Annotated in this window: 15 protein-coding genes; 9 read left to right on the top strand and 6 right to left on the bottom strand. The window is 69.1% G+C overall.

What is annotated here, in order from left to right; all coding sequences use genetic code 11:
• The first annotated feature begins 4 nt into the window (after positions 1 to 4).
• Positions 5 to 505 (top strand): phosphoribosyltransferase, encoded by a 501-nt coding sequence (locus JOC24_RS05545; RefSeq protein ID WP_205018980.1) that lies wholly within the window; start codon positions 5 to 7, stop codon positions 503 to 505.
• Positions 506 to 590: 85 nt separating this feature from the next.
• Here JOC24_RS05545 and JOC24_RS05540 read toward each other — a convergent pair whose 3' ends face one another.
• From JOC24_RS05540 to JOC24_RS05530, 3 genes are all read right to left on the bottom strand, one after another.
• Positions 591 to 1,517, bottom strand: coding sequence for a Yip1 family protein (locus JOC24_RS05540; RefSeq protein ID WP_205018979.1), 927 nt, complete (start codon positions 1,515 to 1,517; stop codon positions 591 to 593).
• A 202-nt stretch (positions 1,518 to 1,719) separates the two neighbouring features.
• Entirely contained in the window at positions 1,720 to 4,002 is a 2,283-nt protein-coding gene (locus JOC24_RS05535; RefSeq protein ID WP_205018978.1) for a (Fe-S)-binding protein, read from the bottom strand.
• Between the two features lie 92 nt (positions 4,003 to 4,094).
• Positions 4,095 to 4,829, bottom strand: coding sequence for a sugar transferase (locus JOC24_RS05530; protein ID WP_205018977.1), 735 nt, complete (start codon positions 4,827 to 4,829; stop codon positions 4,095 to 4,097).
• Between the two features lie 295 nt (positions 4,830 to 5,124).
• Between JOC24_RS05530 and dnaK the strand changes: the two genes are divergently transcribed.
• The 4 genes from dnaK to JOC24_RS05510 all read left to right on the top strand — a co-directional run bounded on the left by dnaK (position 5,125) and on the right by JOC24_RS05510 (position 9,363).
• On the top strand, positions 5,125 to 6,978 hold the full coding sequence (gene dnaK, locus JOC24_RS05525; protein WP_205018976.1) for a molecular chaperone DnaK: 1,854 nt from the start codon (positions 5,125 to 5,127) through the stop codon (positions 6,976 to 6,978).
• Positions 6,975 to 7,625 (top strand): nucleotide exchange factor GrpE, encoded by a 651-nt coding sequence (gene grpE / locus JOC24_RS05520; RefSeq protein WP_205018975.1) that lies wholly within the window; start codon positions 6,975 to 6,977, stop codon positions 7,623 to 7,625. The genes dnaK and grpE overlap by 4 nt, the downstream gene beginning before the upstream one ends.
• Before the next feature lie 93 nt (positions 7,626 to 7,718).
• Positions 7,719 to 8,915 carry a molecular chaperone DnaJ gene (gene dnaJ, locus JOC24_RS05515; RefSeq protein WP_205018974.1) on the top strand — a complete coding sequence of 399 codons (1,197 nt, stop codon included), beginning with the start codon at positions 7,719 to 7,721 and terminating at the stop codon, positions 8,913 to 8,915.
• Position 8,916: 1 nt separating this feature from the next.
• Positions 8,917 to 9,363: a heat shock protein transcriptional repressor HspR gene (locus JOC24_RS05510; protein ID WP_033296623.1), complete on the top strand. Its 447-nt coding sequence runs from the start codon at positions 8,917 to 8,919 to the stop codon at positions 9,361 to 9,363.
• A 31-nt stretch (positions 9,364 to 9,394) separates the two neighbouring features.
• Here the strand turns inward: JOC24_RS05510 and JOC24_RS05505 are convergent, their stop codons facing one another.
• The gene (locus tag JOC24_RS05505) at positions 9,395 to 10,399 is read right to left on the bottom strand and encodes a helix-turn-helix transcriptional regulator (RefSeq protein WP_374104481.1); all 1,005 of its coding nucleotides are present in this window, start codon (positions 10,397 to 10,399) and stop codon (positions 9,395 to 9,397) included.
• 186 nt (positions 10,400 to 10,585) lie between these two features.
• Positions 10,586 to 11,596, bottom strand: coding sequence for a helix-turn-helix transcriptional regulator (locus tag JOC24_RS05500; protein WP_205018972.1), 1,011 nt, complete (start codon positions 11,594 to 11,596; stop codon positions 10,586 to 10,588).
• 125 nt (positions 11,597 to 11,721) lie between these two features.
• Here JOC24_RS05500 and JOC24_RS05495 point away from each other — a divergent pair, with 125 nt between their 5' ends.
• Together JOC24_RS05495 and JOC24_RS05490 are read left to right on the top strand one after the other, a co-directional pair.
• Positions 11,722 to 11,955, top strand: a complete 234-nt coding sequence (locus JOC24_RS05495) for a hypothetical protein (protein WP_307792636.1) — start codon at positions 11,722 to 11,724, stop codon at positions 11,953 to 11,955.
• Entirely contained in the window at positions 11,952 to 12,272 is a 321-nt protein-coding gene (locus JOC24_RS05490) for a Rieske (2Fe-2S) protein (protein ID WP_033296620.1), read from the top strand. The genes JOC24_RS05495 and JOC24_RS05490 overlap by 4 nt, the downstream gene beginning before the upstream one ends.
• A 200-nt stretch (positions 12,273 to 12,472) precedes the next feature.
• Here JOC24_RS05490 and JOC24_RS05485 read toward each other — a convergent pair whose 3' ends face one another.
• Positions 12,473 to 12,874 carry a pyridoxamine 5'-phosphate oxidase family protein gene (locus tag JOC24_RS05485; RefSeq protein ID WP_205018970.1) on the bottom strand — a complete coding sequence of 134 codons (402 nt, stop codon included), beginning with the start codon at positions 12,872 to 12,874 and terminating at the stop codon, positions 12,473 to 12,475.
• 136 nt (positions 12,875 to 13,010) lie between these two features.
• Between JOC24_RS05485 and clpB the strand changes: the two genes are divergently transcribed.
• Positions 13,011 to 15,617, top strand: coding sequence for an ATP-dependent chaperone ClpB (clpB, locus tag JOC24_RS05480; RefSeq protein ID WP_205019325.1), 2,607 nt, complete (start codon positions 13,011 to 13,013; stop codon positions 15,615 to 15,617).
• 332 nt (positions 15,618 to 15,949) lie between these two features.
• Positions 15,950 to 17,218, top strand: coding sequence for an MFS transporter (locus JOC24_RS05475; protein WP_205018969.1), 1,269 nt, complete (start codon positions 15,950 to 15,952; stop codon positions 17,216 to 17,218).
• The last annotated feature ends 8 nt before the right edge of the window (positions 17,219 to 17,226 follow it).

The raw sequence follows: 17,226 nt of genomic DNA, 5'->3' as shown, positions 1-17,226 counted from the left end.
CGGCATGGCTGGTGAGATGCGGGAGAATCTGACGTACGAGGTCTTCGGGACCGCCGTGCGTGAGCTGGCGCAGGCGGTGGCCGACGACGGCTTCGAGCCCGACGTCGTGCTGAGCATCGCGCGGGGCGGGGTCTTCGTCGCGGGCGGTCTGGCGTACGCGTTGGACTGCAAGAACATTCATCTGGTGAACGTCGAGTTCTACACCGGGGTCGGAACCACGCTCGAGATGCCGGTCATGCTGGCGCCCGTTCCGAACGCCATCGACTTCACGCAGAAGAAGGTCCTCATCGCCGACGACGTCGCCGACACGGGCAAGACGCTGAAGCTGGTCCGGGACTTCTGCATCGATCACGTGGCCGAGGTGCGCAGCGCGGTCATCTACGAGAAGCCGCAGTCGCTCGTGAAGTGCGAGTACGTGTGGAAGAAGACCGATCAGTGGATCAACTTCCCGTGGAGCGTGGAGAAGCCGGTCGTCCGTCGGGACGGGCAGGTTCTCGACTCGTGAGCGCCTGCCGGAGCGCATAGCACCCGCGCGGAAAAGGGGCTCCCGGTGCCTGGCACCGGGAGCCCCTTTCCTTTTCGTACGGTCGTCAGATCGTGCCGAGCTTGATGATCGAGAGCAGCGCGATCAGCTGGATCGCCGAGGCGCCCAGTGCCTTGGGCCACGGCAGGTCGTGCGACTTGCTCACCATCGAGGTGAACAGTGCGCCGGCGGCCAGCCAGGTGATCCAGCCGAGGATCTGCACCAGGGAGTTCTCGCCGCCGAGGAACAGGGCGAAGATCAGGCGGGGTGCGTCCGTGATCGACATGATGAGCATCGAGAGGCCCACGGTCGGCTGCCAGGAACCCGTACCGCCCAGCTGGCGGGCCAGGGTGTGGGTGACCGCGCCGAGGACCAGGCCGCCGATGACGAAGCCGACGCCGGTGAGGATGACGTACGGGGCGGCCGTGGAGACCTCCGCGTGGATCGCCTCGTCGCGTGCCTGGTCGAAGCCGAAGAGCGCGAGCAGGCCGTAGACGAACGTGACGACGATCGCGGGGCCCCAGACGGGGTAGTCGCGCATCTGCCAGAACGTCGGACCCGGCCGCATCACGATGCCGCCCAGCAGCTGCTTCCAGTGCAGTCTGGGGCCCGCGGGCTGCGCGGGGGCCTGTCCTGCCTGGTAGGTGTTGCCGTCGCCGTAGGGGTCCTCGTGGATGCTGAACGCCTGGGTGTGCCCCGGGGCGTTGGCATACGGGTCCTGCTGCGACGGCTGGTGGTGCGGTTCGCCGAAGTACTCCGGTTCGCCGTGTCCGCCTGCCTGCCCGTTCCCACCCCCGTGTCCGTTGCCGCCGTGCCCGCCGCCGTACGGGGCGCCCTGGGGGCCTGCGTACGGTGCGCCGTTGCCTCCCGCGGGGGGCCACGACTGCCGGCCGTAGGGCGGCGATGGTGCCTGCGCGCCGTACGGCTGTTGCTGCTGCGGGTGTTGCTGCGGTGTGCGGTTGTCCCGGCCGCGTCCGATCCTGAATCCAGCCACACATCGAACGTACCTGGTCCGCGCTGGTGCGGGGTGTGGGCCGGGGGAACAGGGGTGCCTTTGCGGCCTAGCTGTGACATCCCCTAGGGGGGCCCTGGGGGGCCTGCGGTACCCCGGGGTCGCCCACAGCCACCCCGTACACGCACGGAAGCGGCCGGTCCTGCCCCCGAGGCAGGTCCGGCCGCTTCCGTGGAGGAGACGGCTACTTGACGGGCGCCGGTTCCGGCTGGTCGGCCGTCTCGGTGTCGTCCGCCGGGCCGGCGGGTGTCTTCACCGACTCCAGCAACAGCTGGGAGACGTCGACGACCTGCACCGACTCCTTCGCCTGACCGTCGTTCTTCTTGCCGTTGACCGAGTCGGTCAGCATGACGAGGCAGAACGGGCACGCGGTGGAGACGATGTCCGGGTTGAGCGAGAGGGCTTCGTCGACGCGCTCGTTGTTGATGCGCTTGCCGATCCGCTCCTCCATCCACATCCTGGCGCCACCGGCACCGCAGCAGAAGCCGCGCTCCTTGTGGCGGTGCATCTCCTCGTTCCGCAGACCGGGGACCTTGGCGATGATCTCGCGCGGGGGCGTGTAGATCTTGTTGTGGCGGCCCAGGTAGCAGGGGTCGTGGTACGTGATCAGGCCCTCGACCGGGGTCACCGGGACGAGCTTGCCCTCGTCCACCAGGTGCTGGAGCAGCTGCGTGTGGTGGATGACCTCGTACTCGCCGCCGAGCTGCGGGTACTCGTTCGCGATGGTGTTGAAGCAGTGCGGGCAGGTGGCGACGATCTTCTTCGTCGCCTTGGCCTTCTTGGTCGAGTCGTCCACGCGGCCGTCCTCGTCGAGGGACTCGCCGAACGCCATGTTCAGCATCGCGACGTTCTCCTGGCCGAGCTGCTGGAACAGCGGCTCGTTGCCGAGGCGGCGGGCCGAGTCACCGGTGCACTTCTCGTCGCCGCCCATGATCGCGAACTTGACGCCCGCGATGTGGAGGAGCTCCGCGAAGGCCTTGGTGGTCTTCTTGGCGCGGTCCTCGAGGGCGCCCGCGCAGCCGACCCAGTACAGGTAGTCGATCTCGCCGAGGTCCTCGACGTCCTTGCCGACGATCGGGACCTCGAAGTCGACCTCCTTGGTCCACTCGACGCGCTGCTTCTTGGCGAGCCCCCAGGGGTTGCCCTTCTTCTCCAGGTTCTTGAGCATCGTGCCCGCCTCGGACGGGAACGCGGACTCGATCATCACCTGGTAGCGGCGCATGTCGACGATGTGGTCGATGTGCTCGATGTCGACCGGGCACTGCTCCACGCACGCACCGCAGGTGGTGCAGGACCACAGCACGTCGGGGTCGATGACCCCGTTCTCCTCGAGCGTGCCGATGAGGGGGCGCTCGGCCTCCGCGAGGGCGGCCGCCGGGACGTCCTCGAGCTGTTCCTCGGTGGCCTTCTCGTTGCCCTCCATGTCCTTGCCGCCGCCGGCCAGCAGGTACGGCGCCTTGGCGTGCGCGTGGTCGCGCAGGGACATGATCAGGAGCTTCGGGGAGAGCGGCTTGCCGGTGTTCCAGGCGGGGCACTGCGACTGGCAGCGACCGCACTCGGTGCACGTGGAGAAGTCGAGGATGCCCTTCCAGGAGAACTGCTCGACCTGGGAGACACCGAAGGTGTCGTCCTCGCCCGGGTCCTCCCAGTCGATCTCCTTGCCGCCCGTGGTCATCGGCTGGAGCGCGCCGAGTGCGACCGCACCGTCGGCGTTGCGCTTGAACCAGATGTTCGGGAAGCCGAGGAACCTGTGCCAGGCGACACCCATGTTGGTGTTGAGCGAGACCGTGATCATCCAGATCAGCGAGACGCCGATCTTCACCATCGCGGTGAAGTAGATGAGGTTCTGGAGCGTGCCGAGCGCGATGCCCTTGAAGGCGAGCACCAGCGGATACGAGACGAAGTACGCGGCCTCGTAGCCCTCGACGTGGTGGATCGCGCCTTCGAGTCCGCGCAGGGTCAGGATCGCGAGGCCGATGACGAGGATGACGTACTCGACGAAGTACGCCTGCCAGGCCTTGGAGCCCGCGAAACGGGACTTGCGGCCCGCGCGGGAGGGCAGGTTCAGCAGCCGGATCGCCATCAGCGTGACGATGCCGAGCACGGTCATGATGCCGATGAACTCGATGTACAGCTCGAACGGCAGCCAGCTGCCGACGATCGGCAGCACCCAGTCGGCCTGGAAGAGCTGTCCGTACGCCTGGAGCAGCGTCGGCGGCAGGGTCAGGAAGCCGATGGCGACGAACCAGTGCGCGAAGCCCACGATCCCCCACCGGTTCATCCGGGTGTGGCCGAGGAACTCCTTGACCAGAGTGATCGTGCGCTGCTTGGGGTCGTCGGTGCGGCTGCCTGCCGGCACCGGTTGTCCGAGACGGACGAACCGGTAGATCTGCGCGACGGCTCGGGCGATGAGCGCAACGCCGACGACGGTCAGCACCAGCGACACGATGATCGCGGCGAGTTGCATTTGGGGGCTCCTCGGGCCTGCGAGGGTGGGATCCAGCGCGTACAAGCAATTACTAAGCAGTAACTTAATCAGTCTGTGCTGACACTATCCACTTACTCCGCCACGCTGTAGCCGGGCAGACGGTGATCTGTGTCGCTCAGGTGAGCCTTCCCCGGGTACCGCGGTCCGTGCGCCGCCCCGCGGAGGTGGATGCGTACGGACTGCGCCAGGATCACCAGGTCGAGCCCCGTTCCATGATGCTCTGCGTAGTGAGCGTCCAGGAGGGCGGGTTCGTCCCAGGGCATTCCTGAGCGGGCCCGCACCTGGGCCAGACCGGTGAGGCCGGGCCGGACGCTCTGCCGCCAGTGCCCGGCGGCGCGTCCCAGGAGGGCGGCCTCGTCCGGGGTGAGAGGTGCCGGGCCGACCAGGGAGAGCTCTCCCCGTACGACGTGGGGCAGCCGGGACAGCAGGTCGAGCCGGAACCGCCGGGTGCGCAGCGAGCGCAGCTCGAACGGGTGGCCGCCGAGGCCGATCCGGGTCTCCCGGCGCAGCGCGCGGGCCAGGCCGCGGGGCGGGTGGAGGGCGAGGACCAGGGTGGCGAGTGCGAGCGCGGGTGCCGTCAGCGCCAGGAGCGCCGAGCCCAGCACCAGGTCCAGGGTCCGCTTGGCGGACGCGGCCGCCAGGGCTCCCGCGACGCGCTCGGCCGTCGCGGCCGCCGGAGTCGCGGCGCTCCGGGGTTGCCGGCTCCGGGGCCTCCAGCTCGGGGACGCCGCGGTGGCGCGGCCGGCCGGTCCCGGCGTGGCGGAGCGTCGTTTCCTTCGTGCCGCAGTCTGCTTCGCGTTCCGCATTGCACCTGCCCGGAGTCGATGAAGGGACGGTATGACCGTCTCGATGCAGTTTGTGACAGAACGATCCCACGGTGCCATGGTGGGTGGGGTGTGTGTGGCGCTCAGTGCAGGGCAGGTGTCGCGGGCCGGGGGTGCTCCGGCGGGTTTCGCCGGTTACCCGAACGCGAAAACTTCCTGTTCAGGACAGGTGTGAGCACATAAATTGAGCGTAAGTGGCTCAGGTCCTTTGACTCCGGGGTGGGTGTCATGCATCCTTGAGTCAGATCCACTCAAGTAGTCAGTTGGAGGAATTGAAATGGCACGTGCGGTCGGCATCGACCTGGGCACGACTAACTCCGTCGTCAGCGTTCTCGAAGGCGGCGAGCCCACCGTCATCACCAACGCCGAAGGCGCCAGGACCACGCCGTCCGTCGTCGCCTTCGCCAAGAACGGCGAGGTGCTCGTCGGCGAGGTCGCCAAGCGCCAGGCGGTCACCAACGTCGACAGGACGATCCGTTCGGTCAAGCGCCACATGGGCACTGACTGGAAGATCGAGATCGACGGCAAGAACTTCAACCCGCAGCAGATGAGCGCCTTCATCCTGCAGAAGCTGAAGCGCGACGCCGAGTCCTACCTGGGCGAGAAGGTCGCCGACGCGGTGATCACCGTTCCGGCCTACTTCAACGACTCCGAGCGTCAGGCGACGAAGGAGGCCGGTGAGATCGCGGGCCTCAACGTCCTGCGCATCGTCAACGAGCCGACCGCCGCCGCCCTGGCGTACGGCCTCGACAAGGACGACCAGACGATCCTCGTCTTCGACCTCGGTGGCGGCACCTTCGACGTGTCGCTCCTGGAGATCGGCGACGGCGTCGTCGAGGTGAAGGCCACCAACGGTGACAACCACCTCGGTGGTGACGACTGGGACCAGCGTGTCGTCGACTACCTGGTGAAGCAGTTCGCCAACGGGCACGGCGTGGACCTGTCCAAGGACAAGATGGCTCTCCAGCGTCTCCGCGAGGCCGCGGAGAAGGCGAAGATCGAGCTCTCGTCCTCGACCGAGACCACGATCAACCTGCCCTACATCACGGCGTCCGCCGAGGGCCCGCTGCACCTGGACGAGAAGCTCACGCGCTCGCAGTTCCAGCAGCTGACCGCGGACCTCCTGGACCGCTGCAAGAACCCGTTCCACAACGTCATCAAGGACGCGGGCATCCAGCTCTCCGAGATCGACCACGTCGTTCTCGTCGGTGGCTCGACCCGTATGCCGGCCGTCGCCGAGCTCGTCAAGGAGCTCACGGGCGGCCAGGACGCCAACAAGGGTGTGAACCCGGACGAGGTCGTCGCCATCGGCGCCTCGCTCCAGGCCGGTGTCCTCAAGGGCGAGGTCAAGGACGTCCTGCTCCTCGACGTGACCCCGCTGTCCCTCGGTATCGAGACCAAGGGAGGGATCATGACGAAGCTCATCGAGCGCAACACCACGATCCCGACCAAGCGTTCCGAGATCTTCACGACGGCCGAGGACAACCAGCCGTCCGTGCAGATCCAGGTCTACCAGGGCGAGCGAGAGATCGCGGCGTACAACAAGAAGCTCGGGATGTTCGAGCTCACCGGTCTGCCGCCGGCCCCGCGCGGTGTGCCGCAGATCGAGGTCGCCTTCGACATCGACGCCAACGGCATCATGCACGTCGCCGCCAAGGACCTCGGCACCGGCAAGGAGCAGAAGATGACCGTCACCGGTGGCTCCTCGCTGCCGAAGGACGAGGTCAACCGGATGCGTGAAGAGGCCGAGCAGTACGCGGACGAGGACCACCGCCGTCGCGAGGCCGCCGAGTCGCGCAACCAGGGCGAGCAGCTCGTCTACCAGACGGAGAAGTTCCTCAAGGACAACGAGGACAAGGTCCCCGGCGACGTGAAGACGGAGGTGGAGACCGCGCTCACCGAGCTGAAGGAGAAGCTCAAGGGCGAGGACACCGCCGAGATCCGCACGGCCACCGAGAAGGTCGCCGCCGTCTCCCAGAAGCTGGGCCAGGCGATGTACGCCAACACCCAGGGTGAGGGTGCGACGCCGGGTGCCGACGCGCCGGGCGACGGCCAGGCCAAGGCCGACGACGACGTCGTCGACGCCGAGATCGTGGACGACGAGAAGGACACGAAGGGCGGTGCGGCGTGACCGAGGAGACTCCGGGCTTCGACGAGAAGCCTGACGTCCCCTCCGGCGCCAACTCCGACGACGCCGAGCCGGAGGCCGCCACCCCTTCCGAGGAGGAGGTGGCGTCCCCGGCCGGGGACGTACAGCAGACAGCGGCACTGACTGCCCAGCTGGACCAGGTCCGTACCGCGCTCAGTGAGCGCACGGCCGACCTCCAGCGGCTCCAGGCCGAGTACCAGAACTACCGTCGCCGCGTCGAGCGTGACCGGGTCATGGTCAAGGAGGTCGCGGCCGCAGGTCTTCTGACCGAACTGCTGCCCGTGCTCGACGACGTCGGCCGGGCCCGCGAACACGGCGAGCTCGTCGGTGGGTTCAAGTCGGTGGCCGAATCGCTGGAGACGGTCGTCGCGAAGCTGGGCCTCCAGCAGTTCGGCAAGGAGGGCGAGCCCTTCGACCCGACGATCCACGAGGCCCTGATGCACAGCTACGCGCCGGACGTCACCGAGACGACCTGCGTGGCGATCCTGCAGCCCGGGTACCGCATCGGGGAGCGCACGATCCGCCCCGCGCGGGTGGCCGTGGCCGAGCCGCAGCCGGGTGCCACGCCCGCTGCGGCGAAGGAAGAGAAGGCAGACGACGAGGAGAGCGGTGGCACCGAAGAGGTCTGACATCGCGTCCGACCACTGCGGTGAACACCGACGGGGCGTGCGGCCGGCCACAGGGCCGGCCGCACGGCCGATCGTCCGGAAGGAGGGACGTCGATGAGCACGAAGGACTTCGTCGAGAAGGACTACTACAAGGTTCTCGGCGTCCCCAAGGACGCCACCGACGCCGAGGTCAAGAAGGCGTACCGGAAGCTCGCCCGCGAGTACCACCCGGACGCCAACAAGGGTGACGCCAAGGCGGAGGAGCGTTTCAAGGAGATCTCCGAGGCGAACGACGTCCTCGGTGACCCCAAGAAGCGCAAGGAGTACGACGAGGCACGCGCCCTCTTCGGCAACGGAGGCTTCCGGGCTGGTCCCGGCGGTGCGGGCGGCAACTTCAACTTCGACCTGGGCGACCTCTTCGGAGGCGCCCCGGGTGGCGGCCAGGGCGCCGGCGCCGGTGGGTTCGGCGGTGGCGGCGGCGGTGGCGGCCTGGGCGATGTCTTCGGCGGCTTGTTCAACCGCGGCGGTGCGGGCACACGCGTCCAGCCGCGGCGCGGCCAGGACATCGAGTCCGAGGTCACGCTCAGCTTCACCGAGGCGGTCGACGGAGCCACGGTCCCGCTGCGGATGTCCAGCCAGGCACCCTGCAAGGCGTGTTCGGGCACCGGCGACAAGAACGGCACTCCGAGGGTCTGCCCGACGTGTGTCGGCACCGGTCAGGTCTCGCGCGGTACCGGCGGCGGGTTCTCGCTGACCGATCCCTGCGTGGACTGCAAGGGCCGGGGCCTCATCGCCCAGGATCCCTGCGACGTCTGCAAGGGCAGCGGCCGGGCGAAGTCCGCCCGCACGATGCAGGTCAGGATCCCCGCGGGGGTGTCGGACGGCCAGCGGATCCGGCTGCGCGGCAAGGGCAGTCCGGGCGAGCGGGGCGGCCCGGCCGGCGACCTGTACGTCGTGGTCCACGTCGACGCCCACCCGGTCTTCGGCCGCAAGGGCGACAACCTCACCGTCACCGTGCCCGTCACCTTCCCGGAGGCGGCGCTCGGCGGCGAGGTGAAGGTGCCCACGCTCGGCGGGCCTGCGGTCACTCTGAAACTCCCGGCCGGCACGCCCAACGGACGTACGATGCGGGCCCGGGGCAAGGGAGCCGTACGCAAGGACGGCACCCGCGGCGACCTCCTCGTCACCGTCGAGGTCGCGGTGCCCACGGATCTCGGCACGGAGGCGCAGGACGCGCTGGAGGCGTACCGGAAGGCGACCGCGGGGGAGGACCCGCGGGCGGAGCTGTTCCAGGCTGCGAAGGGAGCTTGAGATGGACGGCCGTCGACGTAATCCGTACCAGCTGACCGACGAATCACCGGTGTACGTGATCTCGATCGCGGCCCAGCTCTCGGGCCTGCACCCGCAGACGCTGCGCCAGTACGACCGCCTCGGCCTGGTCTCGCCCGACCGCACGGCCGGGCGTGGCCGACGCTACTCGGCCCGTGACATCGAACTGCTGCGCACGGTGCAGCAGTTGTCGCAGGACGAGGGCATCAACCTCGCGGGCATCAAGCGCATCATCGAGCTGGAGAACCAGGTCGCCGCGCTGCAGCAGCGCGTGGCCGAGCTCTCCGCGGCGGTGGACGGCGCGGCGGTGGCCATGCAGCAGCGCGAGGCCCAGGTGCACGCCTCCTACCGGCGTGACCTGGTGCCGTACCAGGACGTGCAGCAGGCCGGCGCGCTCGTGGTCTGGCGGCCGAAGAGGCCCAAGGACTGAGCCGGCAGGAGGAAGGGCCCGTCCCCGAGTCTCATGACTCGGGGACGGGCCCTTCCCGCGTGGACGTGGCGTCCACGATGCCGGACCGCGCGATGAGGACTCCGAGGTGGGTGCGGCTGGTGGCGCCCAGGGCCTGCATGAGCTTGGCGATGTGGGAGCGGCAGGTGCGGACGCTGATCCCCAGCTTGCGCGCCACCACGTCGTCCACGTGACCCTCGCCGAGCAGCCGGGCGATGCTCTGCTGGACGGCCGTGAACCGGGCGCCGGGCGTGGCCGTGGGCAGTGGCTGCGCGAAGGGGGTGGCCTGGGCCCAGAGCACCTCGTAGACCTGGATCAAATAGGCCACGAGGGCGGGGTGACGTATGCGCAGAGCCGTTCTGCGGTCCGGTGCCGCGGGGATGAACGCGACGGTGCGGTCGAAGATGATCAGCCGCTCCACGGTCTGTTCCGTGGTGCGGACCTGGAGGTCCTCGGGGGAGATCTGGTCCAGGTAGTCCCGGATCGTCGTGCTGTAGCGCGCCGGGTGCTGGTAGATGTGCCGTAGCCGGGCTCCTCGGCCGATCGCCGTCCTGGCGTTGTCGACTCCCCGCGCCATCCCGTTCTGGGGGCGGTCGCTGCCCGGCTGGGCCGTCAGGACCTGATGGCTGACGACGGCCGTCTCCTCGAGCAGGGCCGCCTCGATCGCCGACTTCCCTTCCAGCACGGTGATCGCCAGATCGGGGTCGGCGCTTGCGACCGAGGCCAGGGGGGTGAGCGAGCGGCTGAGCGCGGCCGCGAGTTGTATGCGCTCGTCCAGTTCGCGGGTGAGCGGCTGCAGCAGGTGCGCCAGTGCGGCAGACGGCTGGACGGGGCGCATCCAGTCGGCGTCGCCCGGTTCGGGCCGGACGAGGCCCATGTCGATCAGGCAGGGGGCGTCCGCGAGGCCCGCGCGGGCAACGCGCCCCACGACCACTGCCTCCTCGTAGAGTCGCAGGCCGGTGGCGCAGAGCTCTCTCGGACCGTGCGAATGCGCCTGCTTTGCCTCGTGAATGGCGATTTGACGACCCCTCAATTCATGCAGTGCAACAAGATGACCGTGGCGCACACCTGGCCGCGGGGGGAGGGTGGAGTTGTCGGGAGGGCGGCGTGCCCACCCGGCGCTTCCCGGGCGTGACCGTGCCCTCTCCAAGGCCATGCGGTCGCGCCCGGAGCCCCGGGTTGGGACGTTCGGGGTCTCGCGCGGTCAGGAGTCCTGGTCCAGGATTCCCGACCGCGCGATCAGGAAGCCGAGCTGAGCGCGGCTCGTGCTGCCGAGGGTGGCGGACAGCTTCGCGACGTGCGCCCGGCAGGTACGGACGTTCATGCCGAGGCGGCGGGCGATCGAGTCGTCCACGTGTCCTTCGACGAGGAGTTGGGCGATGGAGCGCTGAACACCGCTGATGCCCTTGGTCGGTGGGTCGTAGCCGACCTCGCCGAGCAGAGGGGACGCGCGGCTCCACAGCTGCTCGAAGACCTTCACCAGGTAGTTGACGAGACCGGGGTGGCGGAGTTCGAGTGCGACCTGGTCGTCCTTCTGGGCGGGGATGAAGGCCACGGTCCGGTCGAAGACGATGAGGCGCTCGATGAGCTCCTCCAGGGTGCGGATCTCGACCTTGTCGTTGGCCAGGCGGGCCGCGTACGCCAGTGTCCCCTGGCTGTGGCGGACGGTGTGCTGGTACAGCGTGCGCATGCTGACGCCCCGGCCGACGACCGACAGGGCGCGTTCCAGCCCTTCGCTGAGGCGGTCCTCGCCACGGTCTCCGCCCGGCTGGACGGTGAGCACCTCCGTGCGGCACTCGGCGGTGGCGAGGTCAAGCGCCGCGTTGATCCGGTTGCCGCCCTCCAGCACCGTGATGGCGTGGGTGGTCGGCGGGTCCTGGGCGCTGATGTCCATGAACGGCTCGAAGGACTCCGCCAGCTCGACGGAGCGCCGCCGGCGTTCCTTGATCTCCCGTTCCAGGGGGTGCAGGCGCTGGGCCAGCGCGGCGGACGGGGGGACGGGCCTGAGCCACGTCGTGTCGTCCGGATCGGGGTGCAGGAGGGCGAAGTCCATCAGGCAGGGTGCGGGGCCGACCTCCGTGCGGGAAATCCGGCCGGAACGCAGGGCGCTGGCGTAGAGGCGTTTTCCCTCCTCGCACAGGTCGGTGACCCCGTGAGCATGTGTCCCCATTGTGTTACTTGTAGGCATATCTCCACCCCCCATGTTCCTGAACATGCAGGAACATGATGCATCGTCCCAGTGGCGTTGTGGGGCCTCGGTGAGACATCGTCGTGGATGCGGGGGAGAGGAATCCACAAGTGAGGACGAAGCCGACTATGGATATGCGAAAGCTTCGCTTGGTGCTTGCTAGCGCTTTCGCCGCGGCCCTGGCCTTTGGCGTGGCGGGCGGCGTGGCCGGCAGCGCATCCGGGCCCGGTGAGATCAGCTGGTCGGAGCAGGCGGCGGGGGCGGGTGAGATCAGCTGGTCCGTTCGAGCGGCAGCGGCTTCGCCCGGTGAGATCAGCTGGGGTATGCCTGCGGCGGCCTCGGACGAGATCAGCTGGAGTGCGCCGACGGGCGCAGCAGGCGCATGACCACCCCACCGGACGACCGCACCTTCCGGCGGGAGATGGCTACGGCCTACCGCTCAGGGTGGCATTTCATCGATCTGCTCACGGCGCTCACCCGCCAGGGCGATTCGTTGATGGTCACCCTGTTCGGAGAGCCGATCGTCGTCGTCATGGAAACGGATGACGACATCCGGGCCTACCGCTGTCTTCGCCGGCCCCGCGGGGCGCCGCAGCCGGTCCGCTGTGCCGTGAGGTACGGCATGATTTTCGTGAATCTCGATCAGCGTGACCACGAGCTGTTCGAACAAGAAGCCATTTCCGCCACCCCCCGCAGTGCCTGAACGATTCCCCCGTCGTTCCATGTCGTTCGGGCACTTCCCCCACACAGCGGCGCCATCGTGACCTGAACACGATGGCGCCGTTGTGCTGTCCGGGAATCGCTCGAATTCCCGGGTGAACTCCCCCGGCTGGAATTCCCGGCTGTACTGCCCGGCTGAACCCCCCGGATGAATTACCCGCTCGAATTCCTCGGTCGAACCGATCAGGCATTCCCGAGTGCCCGGTCGACGGCGATCTCGATGACGACGCGCTCCGGGTTCTCCCTCGGGGTGCGCTCGTAGCGCTCCGCGTAGCGGCGCACCGCGTCCTGGACCTCGCCGGGCTCCGTACGGATCACCGCCCGGCCCTCCAGGGTCGCCCATCGGCGCCCCTGCATCTGGCAGACCGCGACCCGCGCCCCCTCCGGGCCCGCCGCCAGGACGTTGGCGACCTTCCTCGTACCCCCGCCGGTGATGATGCGGGCGAGCCGCGTCTTCGGGTCGTACGTCACACCGACGGGCACCACGTGCGGTGTGCCGTCCGGGCGGAGCGTGGTCAGGGTGCACACGTGGCGCTCCCGCCAGAAGGCGAGGTACTCGGGGCCGGGGTTGCGTACGTCAGGCATGGGGTCAGCCTAGAGACACGGGGATTCCAGGGCGCGTGGGGGCGCCGCGACGGCCTTGAGTGGAATAGACTCAACTTTGTACCCGTTGTTCGAGTCATATTCCGTGAAGTACCAGCACGAGGAGGAGACAGCGCCCGTGGACGCCGAGCTGACCAACAAGAGCCGGGACGCCCTCAACGCGGCCACCAGCAGGGCCGTCAAGGACGGACATCCGGACCTGACCCCCGGGCATCTGCTGCTTGCGCTGCTCGCGGGCGAGGACAACGCGAACATCATCGACCTGCTGGCCGTGACGGAGGCCGACCAGGTGGCCGTGCGCGAGGAGACCGAACGGCTCCTCGGCTCACTGCCCAGCGTCACCGGGTCGACCGTCGCACCACCGCAGCCGAGCCGCGACCTGCTCGCCGTCCTGGCCGACGCCGACCGGCGCGCCAAGGAACTCGGCGACGACTACCTCTCCACGGAGCACCTGCTGATCGCCGTCGCCGCGAAGGGCGGTCGTGCCGGTGAGATCCTCGACGGACAGGGAGCCGGCGCGGAGAAGCTGCTGGACGCATTCGAGAAGAGCAGGGGAGGGCGCCGGGTGACCACTCCCGACCCCGAGGGCCAGTACAAGGCGCTGGAGAAGTTCGGCACCGATTTCACGGCCGCCGCCCGCGAGGGCAAGCTGGACCCGGTCATCGGCCGTGACCAGGAGATCCGCCGCGTCGTGCAGGTGCTCTCGCGCCGTACGAAGAACAACCCCGTGCTCATCGGCGAGCCCGGCGTCGGCAAGACGGCCGTCGTCGAGGGCCTCGCCCAGCGCATCGTCAAGGGCGACGTGCCCGAGTCCCTGCGCAACAAGAAGCTCGTCTCGCTGGACCTCGGTGCGATGGTCGCCGGTGCCAAGTACCGCGGTGAGTTCGAGGAACGCCTCAAGACCGTCCTCTCCGAGATCAAGGAGAGCGACGGGCAGATCATCACCTTCATCGACGAGCTGCACACCGTCGTCGGCGCGGGCGCCGGCGGCGACTCGGCGATGGACGCGGGCAACATGCTCAAGCCGATGCTCGCCCGCGGTGAGCTCCGCATGGTCGGCGCCACCACACTGGACGAGTACCGCGAGCGCATCGAGAAGGACCCCGCCCTGGAGCGCCGCTTCCAGCAGGTCCTGGTCGCCGAGCCGTCCGTCGAGGACACCATCGCGATCCTGCGTGGCCTCAAGGGGCGCTACGAGGCGCACCACAAGGTCCAGATCGCCGACTCCTCGCTGGTGGCCGCGGCCACGCTCTCGGACCGCTACATCACGTCCCGCTTCCTGCCGGACAAGGCCATCGACCTCGTCGACGAGGCAGCCTCCCGGCTCCGTATGGAGATCGACTCCTCACCGCTGGAGATCGACGAGCTCCAGCGTTCCGTGGACCGGCTGCACATGGAGGAGCTCGCGCTCAAGAACGAGACCGACGCGGGCTCGAAGCAGCGCTTGGAGAAGATCCGCCGCGACCTCGCCGACAAGGAGGAGGAACTGCGCGGTCTCACCGCCCGCTGGGAGAAGGAGAAGCAGGGCCTGAACCGCGTCGGTGAGCTCAAGGAGCGCCTCGACGAGCTGCGCGGTCAGGCCGAGCGCGCCCAGCGCGACGGCGACTTCGACACCGCGTCCAAGCTGCTGTACGGCGAGATCCCCGGCCTGGAGCGCGAGCTCGCCGAGGCGGACGAGGCCGAGCAGGAGGCCGCCCAGGACAAGGACACCATGGTCAAGGAGGAGGTCGGCCCGGACGACATCGCCGACGTCGTCGGCGCCTGGACCGGCATCCCGGCCGGACGCCTCCTGGAGGGCGAGACCCAGAAGCTGCTGCGGATGGAGTCCGAGCTGGGCAGGCGGCTGATCGGCCAGACAGAGGCCGTGCGGGCCGTGTCGGACGCCGTTCGCCGCACCCGCGCCGGGATCGCCGACCCCGACCGGCCCACCGGGTCGTTCCTCTTCCTCGGCCCGACCGGTGTCGGCAAGACGGAGCTGGCCAAGGCGCTCGCGGACTTCCTGTTCGACGACGAGCGGGCCATGATCCGCATCGACATGAGCGAGTACGGCGAGAAGCACAGCGTGGCGCGGCTCGTCGGCGCCCCGCCCGGCTACGTCGGCTACGAGGAGGGCGGCCAGCTCACGGAGGCGGTACGCCGCCGCCCGTACAGCGTGGTGCTGCTCGACGAGGTCGAGAAGGCCCACCCCGAGGTCTTCGACGTCCTGCTCCAGGTGCTCGACGACGGACGGCTCACCGACGGGCAGGGGCGGACGGTGGACTTCCGCAACACCATCCTGGTCCTGACGTCGAACCTCGGCAGCCAGTTCCTGGTGGACCCCCTGACCGATCCCGAGGTGAAGAAGGAGCGGGTGCTGGAGACCGTACGGGCCTCGTTCAAGCCGGAGTTCCTCAACCGGCTCGACGACCTGGTCGTGTTCTCCGCCCTGTCCGGGGACGAGCTGGCGCACATCGCGGGGCTCCAGGTGGCTCGTCTGGCCGGCCGTCTGGCCGACCGCCGGATCCACCTCGACGTCACCCCCGACGCGCTGGCCTGGCTGGCGGAGGAAGGCAACGACCCGGCGTACGGCGCCCGGCCGCTGCGCCGTCTCATCCAGACCGCGATCGGAGACCGGCTCGCGAAGGAGATCCTCGCGGGCGAGGTCAAGGACGGCGACACGGTCCGGGTGGACCGGTCCGGTGACGGGCTCACCGTGGAGGCCGCGACGGTGACGAAGAGCCTCTGAGGACCCTCCCGTGTCCCCGGCCGGCCCCAGGGTCCGGCCGGGGACACATGTGTGTGGGCCCCGGCCCCTTTGATGGGTGCATCCAGCACGCACCGCCGGAGGGGCGGCCTGTGAAATCGAGCCGAAAATTCGCATTCCGTGGCCGGATGGTGGATGCGATAAGGTCCGGACCTTGTATTTGTGCCGGGGCGATACATTTCGGCACCCTCGGTGGAAGCCGGAGTGGTACTTGTGGGGGCGAGCGTGTTCCGCGCAATATCAGGACACTCCGGACCCATTTCTTTGACGACGGGGAAGGCTGTCGCGCATTCCGGGGCCGGTAAGGTGCGCGCATGACGGAGCGGATACCCGGCGAGGCGAATGCGGAGCCGAAGGATTGCAGAAGTGAAAGTCTTATTCGCCTGAGTGAATTCCGTACGCTTTGGACGGCATATGCCCAGTCGGTGCTGGGCGACCAACTGGCGCGGGTGGCGCTGTCCCTGCTGGTCTACGAACGTACCGAGTCGGCGGGCTGGACCGCCGCGACCTACGCCCTGACGAGCCTGCCCGCCCTGCTGTCCGGGGTGCTCCTCTCCGGCCTCGCCGACCGTTTCCCCCGGCGCACCGTCATGATCGGATGCGACCTGGTGCGCGCCGTCCTCGTCGGACTGATGGCCCTGCCCGGTACCCCCTTGCCGCTGCTGGCCGGGCTCCTGGTGCTGGCACAGCTCGCCGAGGCGCCGTTCGGGGCGTCGCAGGGCGCCCTGATGCCGGCCGTCCTGGGGGAGCGCCTGTACGAGCGGGGGCAGCGGGTCATGCTGATCACGCACCAGGCGGGGCAGCTGATCGGATTCGCGGCGGGCGGGGTGCTCGTCGTGTGGCTCGGCAGCCACGTCTCCTTGGGGCTGAACGCGTTGACGTTCCTGATCTCCGCGGCACTGATCAGGCTGGGCGTGAAGGCGCGGCCGGTCGACCCGGGCGCCGACGCGCGGCCGAAGCGGATGCACACCCAGGTGGGCAGGGCGGCCGCACTGATCTGGTCGGACCCCAGGCTGCGGTCGCTGGTCGCGCTCGGCTGGCTGGCGGGCTTCATCGTGCTGCCGGAGGGGCTGGCGGCCCCCTTCGCGGAGGAGGCCGGCGGAAGCGCCGCGTCCGTGGGTCTCCTGCTCGCCGCGCATCCGGCCGGAATGGTTCTGGGCGCGGCTCTCCTGGGGCGTCCGGGCTTCGGCGTCGAGCGCCGCCGCCGGCTGCTCGGACCACTGGCGGTCGGCGCGAACCTTCCGCTGGTCGTCTACTGGGCCGGCCCCGGCGTCGGGCCGGCGCTGCTGGTGCTGCTGGTGTCGGGCCTCTGCTCCGCCTACCAGATCACCGCGGGGGCGACCTTCGTCCTGCTCACCCCGGCCGACCAGCGCGGTCAGGCACTGGGACTCGCCAGGTCGGGGCTGACCGCCGTGCAGGGGATCGGTGTCGCAGCGGGCGGCCTGGCGGCCGAGCTGTCGGGGTCCTCCGCCCGGACGATCGGGGGCGCGGGACTCGTCGGCACGCTCTGTGCGGTCCTCGTCGCGATCTCCTGGTCGCGGGCCAGGGGAACGAGCGCGGGAACGATTCCCCTGAGCGCGTAGGACTACCG

It is taken from the genome of Streptomyces sp. HB132 (genome assembly GCF_016909575.1).
Taxonomy (GTDB): Bacteria; Actinomycetota; Actinomycetes; order Streptomycetales; family Streptomycetaceae; genus Streptomyces.
Note: the sequence above shows the minus strand (reverse complement) of the source record. Positions and strands in the feature narration are given on the sequence as shown.